Here is a 24,477-nt window from a genome sequence, read left to right on the forward strand (position 1 = left end):
AGGTGTATTGCTCTGTGGAAAACCCCCGTCGCCCTGGTCATGCCGGCAGGCGTCGTACCACCGGCACCACACTGTTCGGTCAGTTGCTCACGGCCGCGGTCGAGTCCGCCGCGGCGTCGACAGCGGTTCGTGACAACCCCACCGGGCTACCCGACGATGCCCGCGAACTCACCTACCGCGAACTCGACGAGCGGTCCTCGCAGCTGGCGCGCGAACTCATCGACCGTGGCATGGGGGCGGGCGATGTCGTAGCCATCGCGATCGCCCGCTCGATCGAGTCCGTGCTCGCGGTGTGGGCCATCGCCAAAGCCGGTGCCGCGTATGTGCCGGTCGACCCGTCGTACCCGGCGGACCGGATCGCGCACATCGTCGCCGACTCCGGCGCCACCATCGGCCTGACCACCGCCGCGCATCGCGCGTTCCTCGGTACCACCGCGTACTGGATCGAACTCGACGATCCGGTGGTCGCGCAGCGCATCGCCGTGCGGCCCGCGCACGCGGTGAGCTATGCCGACCGGGTCCGGCCGATCCACGAGGCGCACCCCGCCTACGTCATCTACACCTCCGGCTCCACCGGCAAACCCAAGGGCGTGGTGGTGACCCACGCGGGGCTGGCCTCGCTGGTCGCCGCCGAGGGCGAACACTTCGACGTGCACGCGGATTCACGGGTGCTGCACGTGTTCTCGCCGAACTTCGACGGGTCGGTGCTGGAACTGCTGCTGGCCTTCACGGTCGGTGCGACGCTGGTGATCTCACCGCCGCGGGTGTTCGGCGGCTTCGAACTGGCGCAGCTGCTGCGTCGCGAACGGGTCACCCACCTGCTGATCACGCCGGGCGCGCTGGGCTCGGTCGAGCCGGAGGGGCTGCCGGATCTGTCGACGGTGATCGTCGCCGGTGACCGGTTCGGTCCGGATCTGGTGGGCCGCTGGGCCACCGACGGGCGCGCGGTCTACAACGGATACGGGCCCACCGAGGCGACCATCCTGGCCACCACCAGCGCGCCACTGCACGCGCACGCGCCGATCACCATCGGTCACGCGGTGCCGGGCATGGGGTTGTATGTGCTCGACGCGCGGCTGCAGCCGGTGCCCACCGGTGTGGTGGGCGAGCTGTACCTGTCGGGTCCCGCGCTCGCGCAGGGATATCTGGGCAGGCCGGACCTGACCTCGCAGCGGTTCGTCGCCTCGCCGTTCGGGCCGGGCAGGCTGTACCGCACCGGCGACCTGGTGCGAAAGTTCGAACGCGATGGTGCGCTGGAGTTCTTGGGGCGCACGGACTTTCAGGTCAAGGTGCGTGGTTTCCGGATCGAACTCGGCGAGATCGACAACGCGCTGACCGCGCACGCGGACCTCGACCAGGCCGTAACCCTGGGCAGGACAATGCCTTCGGGCGCCACGGCGCTGGTCTCCTATGTGCTGCCGCGCGTGGGCCGCACGGTCGATACCGGCGCGCTGGCGGATTTCCTGGCGGAATCGTTGCCCGCGTACATGATTCCGTCGGTGATCATGGTCCTGGACACGCTGCCGCTGACCTCGGTGGGCAAGGTCGATCGGGCCGCCCTGCCGACACCGGTGTTCACCGTGCGCGGGTTCCGTGCCCCGGCCACGCCCGCCGAACAGGTGGTCGCGGACGTGTTCGCGGCACTGTTGCTGCGCGAGGGCGCGGGCCGGGTCGGCGCCGACGACGACTTCTTCGAACTGGGTGGTGACTCGCTGCTGGCCGCGCAGGCGGTGGCCCGCATCGGTGCCGCGCTGGATGTGCGCGTGCCGGTGCAGGCGGTGTTCGAAGCGCCGACTGTGGCCGCGTTGGCGAATCGTGCCGAGCACCAACGACTCGCGGCGCAGGCGCTGCCGTTGACCCCGCGCCCGCGCCCCGAACTGATCCCGCTGTCCTATGCGCAGCAGCGGATGTGGTTCCTCAACCGCTTCGATCCGGCCTCGGCCATCGACAACATTCCCGTCACCGCACGCCTGTCCGGCCGCCTCGATCTGCCGGCCTTGCGCGCCGCGATCACCGACCTGATCGCACGGCACGAGGTGTTGCGCACGCTCTACCCCGTGGCCGGGATGAACCGCGTGGCGGAGGAGGCCCGTGTTGCCGAGGTGGGCCGTGTTGCCGACAAAACCATTGCGGCAGAACAGGATCGGTCCATCGGTCGTTCGGTGCTCGACGGCGAAGGCCATCAGGTGGTGCTCGCGGCGGGCGATCCGGCCGCGATGCCGCAGTTCGACATCGTCGAGGTGTCGGAGGACGAACTGACCACCGCGATCGCCGCCGTCGCGCTGACCGGCTTCGACGTCACCGCCGCGCCGCCGATCCGGGTGCGGGTGCTGGCCCTGTCGGACAGCGAGCATGTGGTGGTGTGCGTGGTGCACCACATCGCCGCCGACGGCTTCTCCTTCGCGCCGCTGACCAGGGACCTGCTCACCGCGTACGCCGAGCGGCGCGGCGGCGGCGCACCGGACTGGCCGCCGCTGCCGGTGCAATACGCCGACTACACGCTGTGGCAGCGCGAACTGCTCGGCGCCGAACACGACCCCGACTCGGTGCTGGCGCGGCAACTGGACTTCTGGCGCACGACCCTGTCGGGCTTGCCCGAGCAGCTCGAACTGCCCACCGACCGGCCGCGACCCGCGGTGGCCAGCCGGGCGGGCGGCATGCTGAGCATCCCGGTGCCCGCCTCGATACACGGCGGCCTCGCCACGCTGGCCCGGCAGCACAACGCCACCCTGTTCATGGTGGTGCACACCGCCCTGGCAGTGTTGCTGGCCCGGCTGTCGGGCACCCGCGACATCGCCATCGGCACCCCGATCGCCGGTCGCGGCGAACAGGCGTTGGACGACCTGATCGGCATGTTCGTCAACACGCTGGTCCTGCGCACCGAGGTGGACCCCGCGCTGGCTTTCACCGACCTGCTGACCCAGGTCAGATCGGGCGACCTCGCGGCCTTCGGGCACGCCGACGTCCCGTTCGAGCGCCTGGTCGAACTGCTGGAACCGGTCCGCTCGACCGCGCGGCACCCGCTGTTCCAGGTGATGTTGACCTTCCAGAACCTGGCCCGCACCGACCTGGCACTGCCCGGTCTCGCGGTCTCGGCCGCCGATTTCACGGTGCCGCTGGCGAAGTACGACCTGCAGGTGGAGATCGCCGAACGGATCGGCAACGACGGTGCGCTACAAGGGCTTTCGGCCAACTTCGTCTACGCCACCGACCTTTTCGACCGCGCCACCGTCGCCGATTTCGCCGACCGTTGGACGCGCGTGCTCGCCGCGGTGGTGGCCGATCCGGCGAAACCGGTCGGTGACATCGACGTGCTCGCCCCCGGCGAGCGCGAACTCGTTCTGCGAGAGGGAGATTCGCCCGGCATCGCGGTGCCCGAGGTGACGCTCGCCGACCTGCTCACCATGCAGGCGCAGCAGCGGCCGGAATCCATCGCGATCAGGGCGGGGGAGCGGTCGCTCACCTTCGCCGAGCTGCTGGGCCGCGCTTCGGCATTGGCGCGCGCGCTCATCGCCCGGGGTGCAGGGCCGGATTCCGTAGTGGCCGTGGCGGTTCCGCGCACCGAAGAGCTGCCGGTCGCATTGCTGGCGGTGCTGTTGTCAGGCGCGGGCTACCTGCCGATCGACCCCGGCTACCCGGCGCAACGCCTGGAATACATCGTCGCCGACGCGAAACCCGCTGTGCTGCTGACGACTCCGGGTGAGTTCGAGCTGCTGGCGCCGCTGTCGGGTCTGCCCGTGGTGCTGCTGCAACACGCGCGCGACCACTCCGACGCGCCCCTGCACCCCACCGAACGTCGTGCGCCGCTGCGCCCGGACCACCTCGCCTACGTCATCTACACCTCGGGCTCCACCGGCATGCCCAAGGGCGTGGGCGTGACCCACCGCAATGTGCTCGAACTGTTCGCCAACACCCAGCTGCTGTTCGCGTTCGACGAAGACGACGTGTGGACGATGTTCCACTCCTTCACCTTCGATTTCTCGGTCTGGGAACTGTGGTGCGCGCTGGCGGGCGGCTCGTCGGTGGTCGTGGTCGACCACATGACCTCCCGCTCGCCGATCGAATTCCGGGAACTGCTGGCCCGCGAACACGTGACGGTGCTGAGCCAGACCCCCACCGCGTTCGCCCAACTCGACGAAGCCGACCGCGCCGCCCAAGCCGCGGGCGCCCCCGCACTGCCGCTTCGCTACGTGGTGTTCGGTGGCGAGGAACTCGACCCGCGCAAGCTGCACCGCTGGTACGACCGCTACGGAAATGGTTCCGGCGCACCGGAACTGGTCAATATGTTCGGCATCACCGAAACGGCCGTGCACGCCTCGTACCAACTGTTGGCTCCCGAAGGCGAGCAGACCGAGCTGCCCGGCAGTCTCATCGGGCGCGCGCTGCCCGGCCTGTCGATCGTCGTGCTCGACGACCGCCTGCGACCGGTCCCGTTCGGGGTGGCGGGCGAGCTCTACCTCGCGGGCCAGCAACTGGCGCGCGGCTACCTGGGCAGGCCCGGCCTGACCGCCACCCGCTTCGTCGCCGACCCGTTCGGCGAACCCGGCGCGCGCCGCTACCGGTCCGGCGACCTCGGCCGCTGGATCGGTTTCCGTGGCACGCCCACTCTGGAATACGGCGGCCGCGGCGATCATCAGGTCCAGCTGCGGGGCTACCGCATCGAACCCGGCGAGATCGAAGCCGCCCTGCTCCGTGTACCCGGAGTCGGGCAGGCCGTGGTCGTCGTGCGCGCCGACGAGCACGCCGGTGACCGGCTGATCGCCTACGTCGTCCCGGCGGCAGGCGCTGTCGAGCCCGCCGAGGACGTCGCCACGAAAGCGCCGGTGGGAGCCCGGTTCGTCCGTGCCGACGGCGGCGGGGAACAGACCGACGAACCGGTCGGCGATCCCGTGGTCCTCGACGGGGCGGCCGTGCGTGCCGCCGTCGCCGAACGGCTCACCGGCTACCTGGTCCCCGACGCCGTGGTGGTGATCCCGGCACTGCCGATGACCGCCAACGGCAAGCTCGACCGGGCCGCGCTGCCCGCACCGGAGTTCACCGCCGTCACCGCCTTCCGGGCACCGACCACGCCGATCGAACTCAGCGTCGCCGAGGTCTTCGCCTCACTGCTCGGAGTGCCCGAAGTGGGCTTGGACGACGACTTCTTCGACCGCGGCGGTAACTCCCTGCTGGCCACCAGGGCCATCGCCCGGGTGAACCACGCGCTCAGTACCGATCTCGTGGTGCGCGATCTGTTCGAGGCGCCGACCGTCGGCGCGCTGGCCGCCTGCGTGCGGCCCGGTTCGGTGGCCGCGCCGCGACCGCCGCTGATCCCGGCACAGGATCGCGGTGTGGTCCCGCTGTCGCCCGCGCAGCAGCGGATGTGGTTGCTCAACCGCATCGACCCGGACTCCCCGGCCTACAACATCGCGCTGGTGCTGCGACTGCGCGGCGCCCTTGACACCTCGGCCCTGCGCTACGCGGTCGCCGATGTGCTCGAACGGCACGAGGCCCTGCGCACGAGATTCCCGGTCGACGCGGAAGGCGTTGCGTACCAGGAGATCCTGCCCGTGCGCACGGTCCTGCCGACGGGCCTGCCCATCGAGGACTGCGTCGATCCCCGCGATCGGGTAATGCGCTTGGTCGCAGGCGGATTCGATGTCGCCGACCGAGTTCCCTTGCGCGCCGGGCTGTTCACCGCCCCGGGCGCGGACCCACTCGCCGAAGAAGAGCATGTGCTCGCCGTGGTGGTGCAGCACATCATCGCCGACGGCGCCTCCCTCGCCCCGCTGGCCCGCGACCTCGCGATCGCCTACCGGGCCCGCGTGGAAGGCCGGTCACCCAGCTGGGCCCCTCTGCCGGTGCAGTACGCCGACTACGCGCTGTGGCAGCGCGCGGTACTGGGCGACGAGAACGACGAACTGTCCACCGCCGCACAGCAACTGGCGTTCTGGCGGCACACCCTGGCCGGGCAGTCCGGCATCGTCGAACTGCCGCACGACCACCCCCGCCCCGCGCACGCCTCGCTGCGCGGCGCCGACGTGCGCACCACCCTGCCCGCCGACACACACGCGGCACTGGCCGAGATCGCCCGCGACCACAACGCGTCGCTGTTCATGGTCGTGCACGCCGCACTGGCGGTGCTGCTGGCCCGGATCTCCGGCAGTACCGACATCACGATCGGCACCCCGATCGCAGGCCGCGGCGAACCCGAACTCGACGACCTGGTCGGCATGTTCGTCAACACGCTGACCCTGCGCACCGACGTCGACCCCGACCGTGGCTTCGACGACATCGTCGGCACCGCACGCGAAGTCGGCCTCGCCGCGTTCGCCCACGCCGACCTACCGTTCGAACGGGTCGTGGAGGAACTGGCGCCCAGCGGCACGGTGTCGCACAACCCGCTGTTCCAGGTGGTGCTGTCGTTCCACAACAACGAGACACCGGTGCTGCGCCTGGCGGGCCTGACCATCGAGGCGATGGACACTGCGGCTCGCCCCGCCAAGTTCGACCTGCAGGTCGATATCGAACCGCGCCTGACTGCCGCCGGCGCACCCGACGAGATCGGCGTCGTGTTCACCTATGCCACCGACCTTTTCGACGAACCCACCGTCGAGGCGTTCGCGCGCGGGCTCACCGAGATCGTCACCGCGGTGGCCGCCGATCCCACGGTGCGAGTCGGCGACATCGACCTGCGCGACGCCAGGGAACGCGAACTGACCCCCGCCTCCTACGCGCCGGCACCGTCGGCCAACGGCGCCGCCTTGGCCGCGGAACTGGCGTCGGTCGTGGAGCAGGACCCGGACGCACCCGCCCTGGACTTCGGCGATGCGCACCTGACCTACGGCGAATTCGACGCCCGCTCCTCACAATTGGCGCGCTCGCTGATCGCCCGCGGCGCGGGACCGGGTACCGGCGTGGCCATCCGGCTCGACCGTGGCCTGGACTGCGCGATCGCCACCTGGGCCGTGCTCAAGGCCGGAGCCGCGGTGGTGCCGCTGATGACCATGGACGCGGGCCTGCCCGACCGCCCCGACCTCGAACTGAAACTCGGCCTGGCCCTGGACATCCTCGACGCGCCGGACGGTCTGGACTGGTACGACCTGGCCGACCCGGTCCTGATCACCGAGCTGGCCGCGGAATCGCCGCGCCCGATCGGCTACGCCCACCGCACCCGGGCCCTGCGCGGCGACGACGTGGCCTTCGTCGGGGGCGGGCGCACCCTGAGCTTCGACGCACTGGCCACCGCCGCCGAGCAGGTCGCGCACCGCACCGGATTCACCTTCGAATCGCGCACCCGCGCGGCGGGCAACCCCGATTCGGTGGCCGGAGTGCTCGAGATCGTCGCGGCCGGGATCGCCGGGGCGACGATGGTGTTGGGGACCGACGAGGGGGGTGCGGACGAGGTGAGCCACGTGTTCACCGAGTCCGCGGTGGCGGTCGCACGGCCCGGTGCGGGTACCGGTGCGAGGATTGTCGCGCTTGGTGAGATGATCGGCAGCGCCGGGCAGCCTCTCCAACGCCGCACGGTGGTCGAGATGGATGGATAGGTACGAGGTGTGAGCATGACCGGGCAACGGCAAGACGACTCCGTCGATCGGGCGGAACTGTCGTGACCCGGGCGAACCGGGCGCCGAGCCCCCGAGCTCGACAGCGCGGAAAGTCGCTGCCGCAACTGCTGTCGGTGGCAGTCGAGTCGAACCCGAACGGACTGGCGCTGTCCTGGGACGATGGGGTGTCCGCGCCGGTGCACTGGACCTACGCCGAGCTCGACGAGCGTTCCACCCGGCTGGCGCGGCTGCTGATCGCCCAGGGCGTCGGCCCGGAGGACCTGGTGGCCATCGGCATCCCGCGATCGCCGGAATCGGTGCTGGCGGTGTGGGCGGTGGCCAAGACCGGTGCCGCCTTCCTGCCCGTCGACCCGAACTACCCGCCCGCGCGGGTGCGCCACCTGCTCGCCGATTCCGGTGCGGGGCTGGGTCTCGCGGTCGGTGCCGCGATGGACCGGCTGCCCGACGGCGTGCCGTGGTTGTGTCTGGACGACGAGCAGGTGCGGCGCGCCTGCGAGGATCAGTCCGGGGATCCGGTGACCTTCGCCGACCGGGTGCGCCCGCTGCGGCTGCAGCATCCGGCCTACGTGGTGTACACGTCCGGGTCGACGGGTCTGCCCAAGGGTGTGGTGGTCACGCACGCCGGGCTGGCCGGCTACGGCGCGGAACAGCGCGCGCACTACGGGATCGAATCTTCCTCGCGCACTTTGCACTTCGCCTCGCCCTCGTTCGATGGTGCAGTGCTGGAACTGCTGATGGCGGTGAGCGCGGGCGCCACGATGGTGGTCGTGCCCGCGGGAGTTCTCGGCGGCCCCGAGTTGGCCGACGTGCTGCGCCGCGACGCGGTGACGCACATGTTCATCACCACCGCCGCGCTGGCAACGCTGGATCCGACCGGCCTGGACGACCTGGTCGTGGTCACCACCGGTGGCGAGGCGTGCCCGCCGGATCTGATCCGGCGCTGGGCCACGGGTTCGCGGCGGTTCCACGATTGCTACGGGCCGACCGAGGCCACCATCGTCACCAATATCAGTGTGCCGCTGGTGGTCGGCGACACGGTCACCATCGGGGCGCCGCTGCGTGGGGTGACCGAGTATGTGCTCGACGAACGCCTGGGGCGGGTGCCCGACGGGATGATCGGCGAGCTGTACATCGCGGGCAACGGGGTGGCGCGAGGCTACCACCGTGCGCCGGGCGCGACCGCTTGCCGGTTCGTGGCCGATCCCTTCGCCGACGCGCGGATGTATCGCACCGGCGATCTGGTGCGTCGACGGGTGGATGGCGCGTTGGAATTCGTGGGGCGCAACGACTTTCAGGTGAAGGTGCGTGGGTTCCGGATCGAACTCGGGGAGATCGACTCCGTGCTCACCGCGCACGACAGTGTCGACTTCGCAGTCACCGTCGGGCACGAAGTCGACAGCGAAACAACGATTCTCGCGGCCTATGTGCACGCCGCGCCCGGGACGTCGATCGACACCGAGGCACTGTTCGCCCATGCCGAGGCGCAGCTGCCCGCGCATATGGTGCCCACCTCGTTGACGGTGCTCGACACGATCCCGCTGACCCCCGTCGGCAAGCTCGACCGGGACGCGCTGCCCGCGCCGACACTGCGTGCCGAGGAATTCCGTGCGCCCGCCGGTGCGATGGAAGAGCTTGTCGCGCAGATCTTTACCGAACTGCTGGCGCCCGACAGCCCGGTCGGTGCCGATGACGACTTCTTCGCGCTCGGTGGGAACTCGCTGCTCGCGACCCGGGCCGCAGCTCGGCTCGGGGCGGAGCTGTCGGCTCGGGTCCCCGCCGGTCACGTATTCGACAGTCCCACTGTCGCAGCCCTTGCGGTCGCGCTCGAACCGTTGAAGGGGTCGGGTGAACACGCGCCGCTGACTCCGCGCGGGCGACCCGAGCTGGTTCCGCTGTCGCCGGCGCAGCAGCGGATGTGGTTCCTCAACCAGTTCGATCCCGCATCCACCGCCCAGACGGTCGGGTTCGCGCTGCGCCTGTCCGGGTCGTTCGACCCCCGTGCGCTGCACGCCGCCCTGATGGACCTGGTCGGCAGGCACGAATCCCTGCGCACCTGGTACCCGGAGCTCGACGGTGTCGGACATCAGGTCGTGCTGCCGTTGGCCGACGCGGTGCCCGACGTGCTGTTCGATGCGCTGTCCGACGACGAATTGCCATTGTGGCTGGCGGAATTCGCGGCCACCGGTTTCGATGTCACCGCGGGCGTGCCGTTGCGGGTGGCGTTGGCGGAGCTGGGCCCGCGTGAGCATGTGCTCGCGGTCGCGGTGCATCACATCACCGCCGACGGCGCCTCGATCAAGCCGCTACTGCGTGATCTGCTCGGCGCGTATCTGGCCCGACGCAACCGGTCACGGCCGAGTTGGCAGCCGCTGCCGGTGCAGTACGCCGACTACACGCTGTGGCATCGCGAACTACTCGGCGCCGAAACCGATCCCGACTCCCTTGCCGCCGTGCAGTTGTCGCACTGGCGGCACGCGCTGGCCGGGCTGCCCGACCGCCTCGACCTGCCCACCGATCGCCCGCGCCCCCCCGTATTCACCGGCCGCGGAGCCGAATTCGGCTTCAAGATCCCCGCGACAGTGCACACCGCGCTGGCCGAACTCGCCCAGCGCAGCGGCGCCTCCGAATTCATGGTCGTGCACGCGGCTTTCGCGGCGCTGCTGGGTCGCGTCGCGCACACCGACGACATCGCCATCGGCACCCCGGTGGCCGGACGTGGCGCCCGTGAACTCGACGACCTGATCGGCATGTTCGTCAACACCCTGGTGCTGCGCACGCACCTGGACGCACGCGCGAGCTTCGCGGAGTTGTTGCGCGAGACCAAGCGTGTCGACCTTTCCGCGTTCGCCAACGCGGACCTGCCGTTCGAGCGACTGGTGGAACTGCTCGACCCGGTCCGTTCGCAGGCCCATCACCCGCTGTTCCAGGTGGCCTTGTTCTTCCAGAATCTCGACCTGCCGAACCTACGACTACCCGGGCTCGACGCCACACCTGTCGAATTCGGGAGCGCGGTGGCACATTTCGATCTGCAGCTCACCATCGTGCCCGGCACCGATCCGGGGTCGCCGATGGAGGCGACCTTCACCTACGCCACCGATCTGTTCGATGCCGACACCATCGAAACCCTGGCGGCCCGGTTCACGCGCCTGCTCGACACGGTCTGCGCGGACGCCGATATCGCGATCGGTGATATCGACCTGCTGACCGAGGGGGAGCGGGAGCAGACGCTTGTCACCTGGAACGACACCCGCCATCCGGTGGTGGGGGAGTCGACGCTGGACGCGTATCGGCGTGCGGTGCAGACACATCCGGACGCTGTCGCGGTGGTCTTCGAGGACACCGAGCTGACGTATCGGCAGTTCGACGTGCGGGTCAATGCCCTGGCGCGAGTGCTGATCGCCGAGGGAATCGGCCCGGAAACGCTTGTCGGGCTTGCTATTCGGCGGTCACCTGAGCTCGTTGTCGCCATGTACGCGGTGCTCACCGCCGGTGGCGCCTACCTGCCGCTCGACCCTGATCACCCTGCCGAACGCACCGCGTACATCCTGGATACCGCCCGGCCTGCGTGTGTGCTGAGCCTCGACGACATCGAGGTGCCTTCGGGTACCACCGTTTTGCGCCTGGGCGAGCTGGATTTCACCGGCGTACACGGTGATCCGGTCCAGCCGGCCGAGTTGCTCGCACCGTTGCACCCCGAGCACCCCGCCTACGTCCTGTTCACCTCCGGCTCCACCGGCAAGCCGAAGGGTGTCGTGGTCTCGCACGCCGCCATTCACAACCAGCTGGTGTGGATGACGGCCAAATACCCACTGGCACTGGGTGATGTGTACCTGCAGAAGACCGCGACCACGTTCGACGTGTCGCTGTGGGGGTACTTCCTGCCGCTGCGCGTCGGCGCGAAACTGGTGCTGGCTTCGCCCGATGGTCACCGTGACCCCGCGTATCTGATCGACCTGATCGCACGGCACAAGGTGACCGTCACCGACTTCGTGCCGTCGATGCTCACCGCGTTCGCCGCGCAGGCAACCGCGCAGGGCCTGGAGTCCGTGCGGGAGATCTTCGTCATCGGTGAGGCGCTCCCGCCGGAGACCGTCGAGGCGATGGCGGCCGTCAGTTCGGCGCGGCTGCACAACCTGTACGGGCCCACCGAGGCGGCCGTGTCGGTGACCTACTGGCCCGCGCGCGCCGGCGAACGGTCGGTGCCGATCGGGTTGCCGCAGTGGAACTGTCGTGTGTACGTGCTCGATGCGCGTCTGCGGCCGGTCGCCCCCGGTATCGCGGGTGAGCTCTATCTCGCGGGCGATCAGTTGGCGCGCGGCTATGTCGGGCGGCCCGGGTGGACTGCCGATCGGTTCGTTGCCGACCCGTTCACGGCGGGTGCCCGGATGTACCGCACCGGTGATCTGGTGGTGTGGCGTCGGCCCGCGGGCAATGCGCCGCAGCGGCTGGACTACCTGGGGCGCACCGACTTTCAGGTGAAGTTCCGTGGGCAGCGGATCGAGCTCGGTGAGATCGAGGCGGCTCTGCTCGCGCAGGAGGGCGTCAGCCAGGCTGTGGCAGTGGTCGTTTCGACCGAGCTGGGCGATCAGCTGGTCGGCTACGTCGTGCCCGCGCCCGGGCAGACCGCTGCGGCCGATCGGTTGCTGGCGCTGGTCGCGAAAATCCTTCCTGCGTACATGGTTCCGGCGTCGATCACCGTGCTCGACGAGTTGCCGCTCAACCCCAGCGGCAAACTCGACCGCAAGGCCCTCCCGGCACCGAGCTTCGCCGCACGGGCTTTCCGTGCGCCGAGCACCGGGCCGCAGCGACTGGTCGCTGAGGTATTCGGGGAAGTGTTGGGCCGCAACGAGATCGGCGCCGACGATGACTTCTTCGCCCTCGGCGGAAACTCCCTGATCGCCACCCGCCTGGTCGCCCGCCTCGGTGCCGCCACCGGTGATCGGGTCGCCGTGCGTACGGTTTTCGAAGCCCCTACCGTCGCGGGACTTGCCGCGACTCTGCACCCCGAGTCGGTCACCACACCCGCCAGCAGTATCACCGTGCTGCCGCGCCCCGCCGAGCTGCCGCTCTCGCCGGCTCAGCGCCGCATGTGGTTCCTCAACCGCTTCGACCAGGGCACCGCCGCCTACAACCTCCCCTTCGCGCTACGCCTGACCGGCTCCCTCGACCTGTCCGCCCTCACCGCCGCCCTGCACGACGTGCTGGCCCGGCACGAGGTCCTGCGCACGATCTACCCCGACACGGACAACGGCCCGATCCAGCAGATCCTGCCGGTCGACGAGGTGCACCTCGACCTCGAACCGGCGGTGGTTGCTGATGTCGCGGCGCGGGTGACTGCCCTGGCCTCGACCACGTTCGATGTGACGGCCGAGGTTCCGCTGCGGATCCGGCTGTTCGATGTCACGGGCGACGCGCCCACCGAACACGTGCTCGCCGTGGTGGTGCACCACATCGCCGCGGACGCCTCCTCGATGGCGCCGCTGGTGCGCGATCTGACCACCGCCTACGTCGCTCGTGCCGCGGGTCGCGCGCCGGAGTGGGCCCCGCTGCCCGTGCAGTACGCCGACTACGCGCTGTGGCAGGAGAACCGGCTCGGCACGGAAACAGATGCCGACTCGACTGCCGCCCAACAGCTCTCGTTCTGGCGCTCCGAACTTGCCGACCTGCCGGACCTGCTGGAACTCCCCACGGATTACCCGCGTCCCGCCGTCGCCTCGCTCGCGGGTGGTCGGGTGCCGGTGCGCATCGATGCCGCTACCCACGCGGCGCTGGCGAATATCGCCCGCGACAGTGGTGCGACCGTATTCATGGTGTTGCACACCGCTTTCGCCGTGCTGCTCGCTCGACTGTCGGGTGCCGAGGACGTGGCAGTGGGCACTCCTGTCGCCGGACGGGGTGAGCGCGAACTCGACGATCTGATCGGCATGTTCGTCAATACCGTCGTGCTGCGTACCCGCTATGACGGCGGTGCCGCGTTCACCGATCTGCTTGCCGCACAACGCAGCAGCGATCTGGCCGCGTTCGCCGCCGCCGACATTCCGTTCGAGCAGCTGGTCGAGGTGCTCGATCCGCCGCGCTCCACCGCACGCCACCCGCTGTTCCAGGTGGGCTTGTCGTTCCAGAATGTGGACCACGCCGCGCTGGAACTGCCCGGGCTTCGGATCGCGCCCGTCGCGACGGAACTGCCTGTCTCCCAATTCGATCTGCACCTGATCGTCGGCGACGGCTACGACGCGGACGGATCGCCCGCCGGTATCGAGGGCTTCCTCACCTACGCCACCGACCTGTTCGACACCGCCACCGTCGCGGCGTTCGTCGACCGACTGGCGCTGCTGCTCGACGCGGTCGTGCGTGATCCTGCCGTCGTGGTTGGCGATGTCGACCTGCGTACCGATGCGGAACGTGCCGCTGAGATCGTCAGCGGGGCAGCCGATCTCGCTGTACCGGGCGGAACGCTGGCCGATCTACCGCTGGACGCGCGCCCCGACGCGGTGGCGCTCGTCGCCGATCTACCAGAGGGCCGCCTCGAACTCACCTACGCCGAGTTCGACTCCCGCGTGAACAGGCTCGCACGCCACCTGATCTCGATCGGCGTAGGCCCGGAATCCCTGGTCGCGCTCGCACTCCCGCGCTCGATCGACCTTGTCGTCGCCATGTACGCGGTGGCCCGTTCCGGCGGCGCCTACGTGCCCATCGACCCCGACCAGCCCGCCGACCGCACCGACTACATCCTCCACACCGCGGCCCCGATCTGCGTGCTGTCCAACGGTTTCCGCACCGACGCCGCACCCGTGGTGCGCGTCGACCACCCGGTGATCGCCTCCGCCGACCCCGGCCCCATCGCCGATGCCGACCGTCGTGCCCCGCTGCGCCCGGAGAACACCGCCTACGTCCTGTTCACCTCCGGCTCCACCGGCCGCCCCAAGGGTGTCGCGGTGCCGCACGCGGCCGCGATCAACCAATTGCAGTGGCTGCGCGGCGAATTCGGCACCGATGCCGACGACGTGTTCCTGCTGAAGACCCCCGCCACCTTCGACCTGTCGGTCTGGGAATTCTGGTCCGCCGCCGTCTGCGGTGCCCGCTTGGTGATCGCCGCTCCCGACGGACACGGTGACCCCGCCTACCTCGACACCCTCATCGCCGACACCGGCGTCACCACCCTGACCGCGGTGCCGTCCCTGCTCGACGTCATGACCGGCTACTGGGAGTCGCGCTCCCGCCAGGTAGAACATGAGCTCGGCTCGCTGACTCGGATCCTCGCGATCGGCGAGGTCCTGCCCGCGACACTGGCCCAGCGCCTGCTGAAAGCGTTGCCCGGCACCAGGATCGACAATTTGTACGGTCCGACCGAGGCCGCCGTCTCGGTCACCGACCACCGCGTCACCCCCGCGGACGTGCTGACCGTGCCGATCGGCGCCCCCGAGTGGAACAGCCGCGTGTACGTGCTCGACGAGCGACTGCGCCCCGTCGCCCCCGGCATCAGGGGAGAGCTCTACCTCGGCGGCGTCCAACTCGCCCGGGGCTACCTGCGCAAACCGGCCCTGACCGCCGAACGCTTCCTCGCCGACCCCTTCGAACCCGGTGCCCGCATGTACCGCACCGGCGATCTTGTCACCCGCACTGCGGCAACTGGGGAGCTGATCTTCCAAGGGCGCACGGACTTCCAGGTCAAGGTGCGCGGCTTCCGCGTCGAGCCGGGCGAGATCGAGGCCGTCCTGCTCGGCCTGCCCGATATCGCGCAGGCTGCGGTCCTGGCCCGCACCGATTCGGGCATCGGGGACCGGCTCGTCGCCTACGTGGTCGGCCGCGAAGCAGACGTGAATCTCGATGTCGCCCAGTTGAAGTCAGCACTGGCCGACCGGCTACCGGACTACCTCGTCCCCGACGCGTTCGTGGTGCTCGACGAGCTGCCTTTCTCCGCCAACGGCAAGCTGGATCGAAAAGCATTGCCCGCGCCCGAATTCGAGCCCGCCTCGTTCCGAGCGCCCACCACCCCCACCGAACAACTGATCGCCGAGGTCTACGCCGAGATCCTCGCGGCCCCCACCGTCGGCGCCGATGACGATTTCTTCGCCCTCGGCGGCAACTCCCTGCTCGCCACCAGGGCCGCCGCCCGCATCGGCACCGCCCTGGACCGCACGGTCGCCGTCCGCCTGCTGTTCGAAGCCCCGACCGTCGCCGAACTCGCCCAGCGCGTGCACCGAGCCGACGAGTCCACCACCCAGCCGATGATCGCCGCCCCGCGTCCCGAGCGCCTGCCCCAGTCGCCGGCGCAACAGCGGATGTGGCTGCTCAACCGCCTCGACCCCGACGCCACCGTCTACAACATCCCCGCCGCCCTGCGCCTCACCGGCACCCTCGACCTGCCCGCGCTCAGCCTCGCGGTCGCCGATGTCTTCGCACGTCACGAGGTGTTGTGCACCCGCTACCCGGCACACGGGTTCCAGGATGTGCTCGCACCCGACGCGGTGCGGGTGGATCTGACCCCCGTCGAGATCACCGAAGACACCCTCCTCGACCAGGTGCGCCGCGTCGTCACCACCGGATTCGACGTCACCGCCGAACCCCCCGTCCGGCTGCGACTGCTGCGACTGACCGCGCACGACCACGTCCTGGTCTTCGTCGCCCACCACATCAGCGCCGACGGCTTCTCGATGGGCCCGCTCACCCGCGACCTCGTGCAGGCCTACACCGCCCGCACCGCAGGCACAGCTCCCACCTGGTCACCGCTCCCGCTGCAGTACGCCGATTACGCGGTGTGGCAACGGGATTTGCTCGGCGACGAGACCGACCCCGCCTCCATCGCAGCCACCCAACTGGCCTACTGGCTCGACGAACTCGCCGGTCTGCCGGAGGACATCGCGCTGCCCGCCGACCGTCCGCGCCCGGCGCACCAGTCCTTCACCGGCGCGACCACTGCCTTCGATATCGACCCCGAACTGCACGCCGAGCTCGTCAAACTAGCTCGCGCACAGGGCGTTACGGTGTTCATGGTCGTGCAGTCCGCGCTCGCGGTGCTGCAGGCCCGCCTGTCCGGCACCGACGACATCGCCATCGGCACCCCGATCGCGGGCCGCGGCGCCCGGGAACTCGACGACCTGGTCGGCATGTTCGTCAACACCCTGGTGCTGCGCAGTCGGATCACCGAGAGTCAGCCGTTCACCGCACTGCTGGCCCAGATCCGCGACACCGACCTGCGCGCCTTCGCCCACGCCGACATCCCGTTCGAGCGGGTCGTCGACGCGATCCAGCCCACCAGATCGGCCGGTAGGCACCCGCTGTTCCAGGTGGCGCTGTCGTTCGACAACCTCGCCCCGGTCGCCTTCGAACTGCCCGGAATCACCGTGGGCGCGCTCGATGCCCGCACCGGCGAGGCCCAGTTCGACCTGCTGCTCACCGTGCGCGAGCACAACGGCGGCGTGCATGCCGAATTCACCTATGCCACGGATCTTTTCGATGAGGCAACCGTCGAGAGCTTCGGCAAGCGGTTCACCCGACTACTCGCGGCCGTGGTCGCCGACCCGGAAGCGGCCGTCGGCGATATCGCCCTGCTCGACTCCGCCGAACTCGCCGCGCAGACCACCTTCGCGGGCCCGCCCGCCGAACCGGCACGCACCCTCGCCCAACTGATGGCCGACGCGGTACACGCCAACCCCACCGGCATCGCCCTGCGCGGCGACGGTCGCGGCTTCACCTACACCGACCTCGACGCCGCCGCCAACCAGCTGGCCCGCGGCCTCATCGCCCGTGGTGCGGGCCCGGAAACCGCTGTCGCGGTGGCGATCCGACGCTCGGTCGAATCGGTGCTCGCGGTCTGGGCGATCGCCCGCACCGGCGCGATGATCGTGCCGATCGACCCCGACTACCCCGCGCAGCGGATCACCCACATGGTCGCCGACTCGGGTGCCGTCTTCGGCATCACCCTCGCCGCCGAACTACCGGGCCTGCCCGAACTGCCCGGTGGCGGCTGGGTCGCGCTCGACGACCGGGCCTTCACCGCCGAGATCGCCACCTGCGCGACCATCGCGCTGCGCGAGATCGAACTGCTGGCACCGCCCAACACCGGCAACCCCGCGTACCTGATCTACACCTCCGGCTCGACCGGCCGCCCCAAGGGTGTCGTGGTCACCCACGCTGGACTCGCCAACTTCTGCGCCGAACAGAAACAGCGCTACCACCTCGACTCCGACACGCGCGCACTGGCTTTCGCGTCGCCGTCGTTCGACGCGGCCATGCTGGAACTGCTGCTGGCCATCGGCGGCGCGGGCACCCTGGTAGTCGCGCCCGCCGGCTTCGTCGGCGGCACCCAGCTGGCCGAACTGATCCGCACCGAAGGCGTGACCCACGCCTTCCTCACCCCCACGGTCCTGGCCACCCTCGACCCCGACGGCGTCCCCGGCCTGCGCGCGGTGATCGTCGGCGGCGAACACGTCCCCACGGAACTAGCGCAACGCTGGAACACGCTGCCCCAGCGCAACTTCCACAACGGTTACGGCCCCACCGAAACCACCATCATGACCACCATCAGCGACCCGCTGCACCCCGGCGACCCCGCCCACATGGGCGGCCCGATCCGCGGCGTCCGCGCGGTGATCCTGGACGCCCGCCTGCGCCCGGTCCCCGCAGGCGTCACCGGCGAGCTCTACCTCGCCGGCATCCAGCTCGCTCGCGGCTACCACCAGCGCCCAGCCCTGACCGCATCCCGCTTCATCGCCGACCCCTTCGGCGATCAACCCACCGCCGAACCGCACCAACAGTCGCCCGAGGCCGGGTTGGACGCCAGCCAGGTGCGGACCGGTGGTGGGTCTATCAGCGGCGTTTCGGTGAGCGACACCCACAGGTCGACCGGTCCCGTGCCCACCACCGCGGGAAATGGCACCCGGCTCTACCGAACCGGCGACCTGGTCCGCCGACGCGGTGATGTCCTGGAGTTCATGGGCCGCAACGACTTCCAGGTCAAGATCCGCGGACTGCGCATCGAACTCGGCGAGATCGACGCCGTACTCACCGCCGCCCCCGGCGTCACCTGGGCCACCACGGTCGGCCGCGACAACGGCACCGGCTCGACCATGCTGGTCTCGTATGTCCTCGGCCAGAACCTCGACCCCGCCGAGCTCACCGCACACGCGGCAAACACGCTGCCCGACTACATGGTCCCGGCCACGATCATCGTCCTCGACGAAATCCCGCTGACTCCCGTCGGCAAGCTCGACCGGCGCGCACTACCCGACCCGGCCACCACCCGCAGCGAACATCGCCCACCGCGCACCCCCGCCGAAAAGGCCATCGCCCGCGTGATCGCCGACGTACTCGGCCGAGACGGCATCGGCCTCGACGACGATTTCTTCGCACTGGGCGGCGACAGCATCACCGCCATCCAGGTCGTCGCCCGCGCCGCCACCGCCGGTGTCGTACTCCGCCCGCGCGACCTGTTCGACGCGCGCACCATCGCCGCGATCGCGGGCCGCGCCCAGATCACCGTCGAACCGGGCGCCCCCGCCACCTCGCTGCCGCTCACCGCGACCGCCGCCCAGCTCATCGAAGCGGGGGAGGCCGCGGTCGAACCGCGCGCGGTGCTGCTGGCCGTGCCCGCCGACTGCCCGGACACCGCCGTCGCCGCCGCCGCGACCGCGGTGATGAACCAGCACCCGATGCTGTGGGCCCTGCTCGACCGCACCGGCGACACCCCGGTCCTGCGCATCCCGCCGCCCGACGACCGCACCGGCGGCGCCTTCCGCAAGCTCGACACCGACGACGGTGAGGCCTCGCTGCCCGTCGACGACATCGTCGCCGCGGCCGCCGCGGCACTGGACCCGGACGAGGGTCGCAATATCCACTTCATCCTCACCGGCGACGGCGAGAACCCCGCCACGCTGATCGTGGTCGCCAATGCCCTTGTCCTGGACGAGAGTTCGTGGCGGTCGATCGTGGACCAGCTGACCACCGCGTGGAGCCGCGGCCGCCACGCCGCACCGTCCGCCCCCGACGCGGGCCTGGGTGACCTGGTGCGCAGGCTCGCCGACTACCCGTCCACCGACGCCGCGCGCACCGAACGCGAGTACTGGCATCGCGCGATCCGTTCCAGGGCAGGCGAATCCGTCGACCTGCACCTGCGCAACCGGGTCTCGCTGAGCATCACCGGCGAGGGCACCGGCGCCGTCGGCACCGTCGCCGAGGCCTACCGCGCCACCGTCGACGAGGTGCTGCTCACCGCCGCCGCGCTGGCCCTGCACACCGCCGCCGATTCCGCCGCGGTCCGGGTGATCGGCACGGTCGTACGGCTGCGCGCGGACCAGCGCCTGCTCGGCAAGGCCGACGCGGAGAACGTGGTCGGCGGCTTCACCACCGACTACCCGCTGTCGCTGCGCCTGGACGGCATCGACACCGCCGATGCCCTGGTCGGCGGTCCCGCCGCCGGGACCGCCCTGGCCCAGATCAAGGAGCTGCGCCGCGCGGTCCCCGCCCACGGCGCCGGATTCGGCCTGCTGCGCTACCTCGACGCCGAGACCTCCGACAGCGTCCGCGCCCTGGACCGCGGCCGCTTCGCGGTGCGCCTGCGCGACCTGCGCCCGGCCCGCGTGCACACCGACGTCGCCGCCGACGACCTGGCGCTGGTCCTCACCGTCGACGCCACCGACGACGGCATGGTCGCCCGATTCGACTACGCCACTGCGGTGCTCACCGCCGATGAGGTCAAAACCTTTGCCGAACACTGGATTCGCGCGCTGGGTGGCCTCGCCGAACACGGATTACAGCCCGGCGCAGGCGGATTCACCCCGTCGGACTTCCCCCTGGTCCGCATGGGCCAGACCGAACTGAATCGCCTGACCCGCCGCTACCCGCTGATCAGCGACATCTGGCCGGTGACCCCGCTGCAGTCGGGCATGCTGTTCCACGCGCTGCTGGCTGAGAACTCGGTGGACCCCTACCTCACCCAGTTCGTCCTGCACCTGGATCCCGCCGTGGACGACCGACGCCTGCACCAGGCCGCACAGGCCGTGCTCGACCGACACGACAACCTGCGCGTGGCCTTCGCCACCGACGCCGCGGGCACCCCGCTGCAGGTGGTCGGCGACGACATCGACGTGCCATGGCGGGTCATCGATGCCGACGACCAGGCCTACCAGCGCATTCGCGCCACCGACCTGGCCACGCACTTCGACATGACCGCCGCCCCGCTGCTGCGGTTCACCCTGGTCCGCACCGCCGACAGCGCCCACCTGCTGGTCACCAGCCACCACATCCTGATCGACGGCTGGTCCATGCCGCTGCTGCTGCAGGAACTGCTCACCGCCTACGCGCTGGGCGCCCGCAGCAGGCGTCTGCCCAAGGTCGCGCCCTACCGCGACTACCTGGCCTGGCTCGCCGACCAGGACCTCGAGGCCGCAAGGACCGCCTGGCGCAGCGCACTGACCGGCCTCGCCGAGCCGACCCCGCTGGCTCCGGTCGATCACGGCCGCGAAATCACCACGGGCACCGGCGAAACCGGCTTCGCGCTGGCACCGGCCGACACCACCGCGCTGCGCGAACTCGCCGCGAGCCTGGGCGTCACCGTGAACACCGTGGTCCAAGCGGCATGGGGACTGCTCATCGCGCGCCTGGTCGACCGCGACGACGTGGTGTTCGGCGCCACCGTGTCCGGCAGGCCCGCCGAACTCGACGGCGTGGAACGCATGGTCGGGCTGTTCCTCAACGCCATTCCGGTGCGCGTGCGGCTGACTCCCGGCGCCACCGTTGCCGAACTGCTGCGCACAGTGCAACACGAGCAGGCCGCCCTGCTCGACCACCACCACCTGGGGCTGGGCGAGATCCAGGAGATCGCGGGCATCGACGCCCTGTTCGATTCGCTGGTGGTGTTCGAGTCCTTCCCGGTCGACCGCGAAACGCTAGCCGCCGCGTCCGTGACCGTCACCGGCATGGACGCGGTCAACGGCACCCACTACCCGCTGACCGTGCAGGTCGTGGCGGACGAACAACTACGGGTGTCGGTGAAATACCTGCGCGATGTGTTCGGCGAGGACACCGCACACGCGCTGGCACAACGGTTTTCGATGCTGCTGGCGAAGTTCACCGCCGACCCGCAGGCCAGGATCGCTGAGCTCGACGTGCTGCTGGCCGAGGAACGCGCGACCCTGTCCGCGCTCAACGCCACCGACGCACCCGAACTGCTCGACGAGACCACCCTGCTGTCGCTGTTCGACGCACAGGTCACACGCACACCGCACGCCACCGCCCTGGTCGACGGCGAAACCAGTTACACCTACGCCGAATTCGACGAACGGGTGCGCAAGGCCGCGTCCGCGCTGCACGCGCACGGGGCCGGTCCCGAGACGCTGGTCGCCGTGGCGATGCGGCGCGGAATCGACCTGGTGACCGCGATCTACGCGGTGCTGCGAACCGGGGCGGCGTATGTCCCGGTCGACCCGGATCAACCCGAACGGGTGCTGGCCGCGGCTGGTCCGATCTGCGTGGTCGCCGCACCGGGTTTCGCCGCCGACGTTCCCGTCGTCGAACTCGACACTGCGGCAACGGAAGTAGTCGACTTCGCGATGCCGGTAGCCGACAACCTGGCCTACGTCATCCACACCTCCGGCTCCACCGGAACCCCCAAGGGCATCATGCTCACCCACCGCCAACTGGTCAACCAGTTCCGCTGGGCACAGCGCGCCTACCCCCACGGCCCCGGTGACGTGGTCCTGCACAAGACCCCGATCACCTTCGACATCGCCGCATGGGAACTGTTGTGGCCGTTGCAGACCGGCGCCACCGTGGTCATCGCCGCGCCCGACGGTCACCGTGATCCGGCCTATCTGGCCGAGGTGATCGTCGAACGGGCCGTCACCACCGTGCACTTCGTGCCTTCGATGCTGGACGCGTTCCTCGACGAACCCGGTGAACTGCCCTCGCTGCGAAGGGTATTCGCCGCGGGCGAGACACTGTCCTCCTCGACGGCCGCACGATTCGCCCAGGTCCTGCCGGGTGCGAAGCTGTTCAACTGGTACGGCCCCGCCGAGGCGACCGTCGTCACCGCGACGGAGTCGGTGGACACCGCCGCCGTGAACAGCCCGATCGGCACCCCGGTGGCCAACACGCGCGTGCACGTCCTGGACCGGCAGCTGCGCCCCGTCCCGCCCGGCACGGCAGGCGAGCTGTACCTGGAAGGCGTGCAACTGGCGTGCGGGTACCTCGGCGCGCCCGCCCTCACCGCCGAACGCTTCATCGCCCACCCCGGCGGCAGGCTGTACCGCACCGGTGACGTTGTCCGCTGGACTGCGGCCCAGAGCTTGGAATTCCTGGGCCGCACCGACTTTCAGGTGAAACTGCGCGGCCAGCGTATCGAACTCGGCGAAGTCGAGGCCGTCCTGAAAACCCACCCCAGCGTTCGCCACGCGGTAGTCGCGCTCGTCCACGGCCCGACCGGCGATCGCCTGGTCGGCTACGTGGTGCCCACCGCGCAAGAAGTCGATACCACACCTGCCCCTGCTCGCCCACAGGGCTATTCGATCGAAAGCGGCACCAGCGAACCAGGTTTCGACGAGGCGGCTTTGCTGGCCCACGCCAGGACGGCGCTGCCCTCGTACATGGTCCCCGCGACCCTGGTGGCCCTGAAGTCCCTGCCGCTCAACGCCAGCGGCAAACTCGACCGCAACGCCCTACCGGCCCCCGCCACCACCACCCGCGCCTACCGACCCCCGACCACACCGCTGCAGCGCGCCGTCGCCGAGGTCTACGCGGAGGTGCTCGGGGCGGGCAAAGTCGGTCTCGACGACGACTTCTTCGAACTGGGCGGCAACTCGCTGATCGCCACCAAGGCGATCAGCCGACTGCGCACCCGCGTCGGCGCCGAAGTCCGCGTGCAGTGGTTCTTCACCGACGCCACCGTCGCCGCACTGGCCGACCGCATCGACACCGCCCAGTCCGCGGGCAGCGACCCCGACCTCGAATCCGACGACGCCCTCGGCGTCATGTTGACCATCCGCAACCGGGTCCCGCACGGCACCGAAGCCGCAGGCGCGCTGTTCTGCATCCACCCGATGTACGGCCTGTCCTGGTGCTATGCCGGTCTGGCGCAATACATTCCGGCCAGACGGTCGATCTTCGGCCTGCAGTCACCCGCGCTCAGCGAAGCAGGCTACCTGCCCGGCACCCTCGCCGACATGGCCCGCCGCTACGTCACCGAGATCAGGGCGCAGCAGCCGCACGGACCGTACCGGCTGCTGGGCTGGTCGCTGGGCGGTGTGCTCGCGCACGCCGTGGCCACCGAACTGCAGGCGGCGGGGGAGCGGGTGTCGCTGCTGGCGATGCTGGACTCGCACCCCGATATCGACGTGCCCGACTTCCACACCGCGGTGCGCGACGCACTGGCCGAACTGGGCGTCGACATCACCGCGGCGCTGCCCGCCGAGGGCGTGCGCGAACTCAGCGACGACGCGCTGGCCGCCCTGCACGCCATCATCCCGGCCAACATGGCGGTGCTCACCCCCGAACGCGTGCGCCGCATCTACCGCAGCGCGGTGCGCTCGGCGGAACTGATCGCGCAGCACCGGCCCGCGGTGTTCCGGGGCGAGCTCGAGTACTTCAGCGCGCTGGGACATGAGGCGGCGGCGGCCAATTGGGCCCCGTATGTCGACGGCGCGGTGCGTGATCGGCCGGTCGCGGTGGTGCATGATCAGATGACCTCACCGCAGGCGCTGGCCGAAATCGGGCCACGCCTGGCCGAACTGCTCGACGCCGGTGACCGAGCGGCCGGGACGCGATAACGAATACGCCCGGCCGCAGTGACATCGGTGATACCCGTGAGGCATGATGTGACCGCGCTGTTGTACCGATTACACTTCGTGCCCCGGCAGGGGCGCGGACCGAGTCGAATTCGAGACGAAGCGAAGGTGCGAAATTGATGCGTCGGCACACCCGGCTCGCCGGCCTG

The 24,477-nt window shown here is 70.1% G+C and carries 2 protein-coding genes; both read left to right on the forward strand.

Annotated features, from left to right (window positions below):
• Window positions 1-14: 14 nt before the first annotated feature.
• Complete coding sequence (locus ACFWVD_RS08510) at window positions 15-7,529, forward strand: amino acid adenylation domain-containing protein (RefSeq protein ID WP_379241368.1); 7,515 nt, start codon at window positions 15-17, stop codon at window positions 7,527-7,529.
• Window positions 7,526-24,310 (forward strand): amino acid adenylation domain-containing protein, encoded by a 16,785-nt coding sequence (locus tag ACFWVD_RS08515; RefSeq protein ID WP_379241559.1) that lies wholly within the window; start codon window positions 7,526-7,528, stop codon window positions 24,308-24,310. The genes ACFWVD_RS08510 and ACFWVD_RS08515 overlap by 4 nt, the downstream gene beginning before the upstream one ends.
• Window positions 24,311-24,477 lie beyond the last annotated feature (167 nt).

Origin of the sequence: Nocardia sp. NPDC058666 (genome assembly GCF_042714895.1) — a bacterium.
Taxonomy (GTDB): domain Bacteria; phylum Actinomycetota; class Actinomycetes; order Mycobacteriales; family Mycobacteriaceae; genus Nocardia.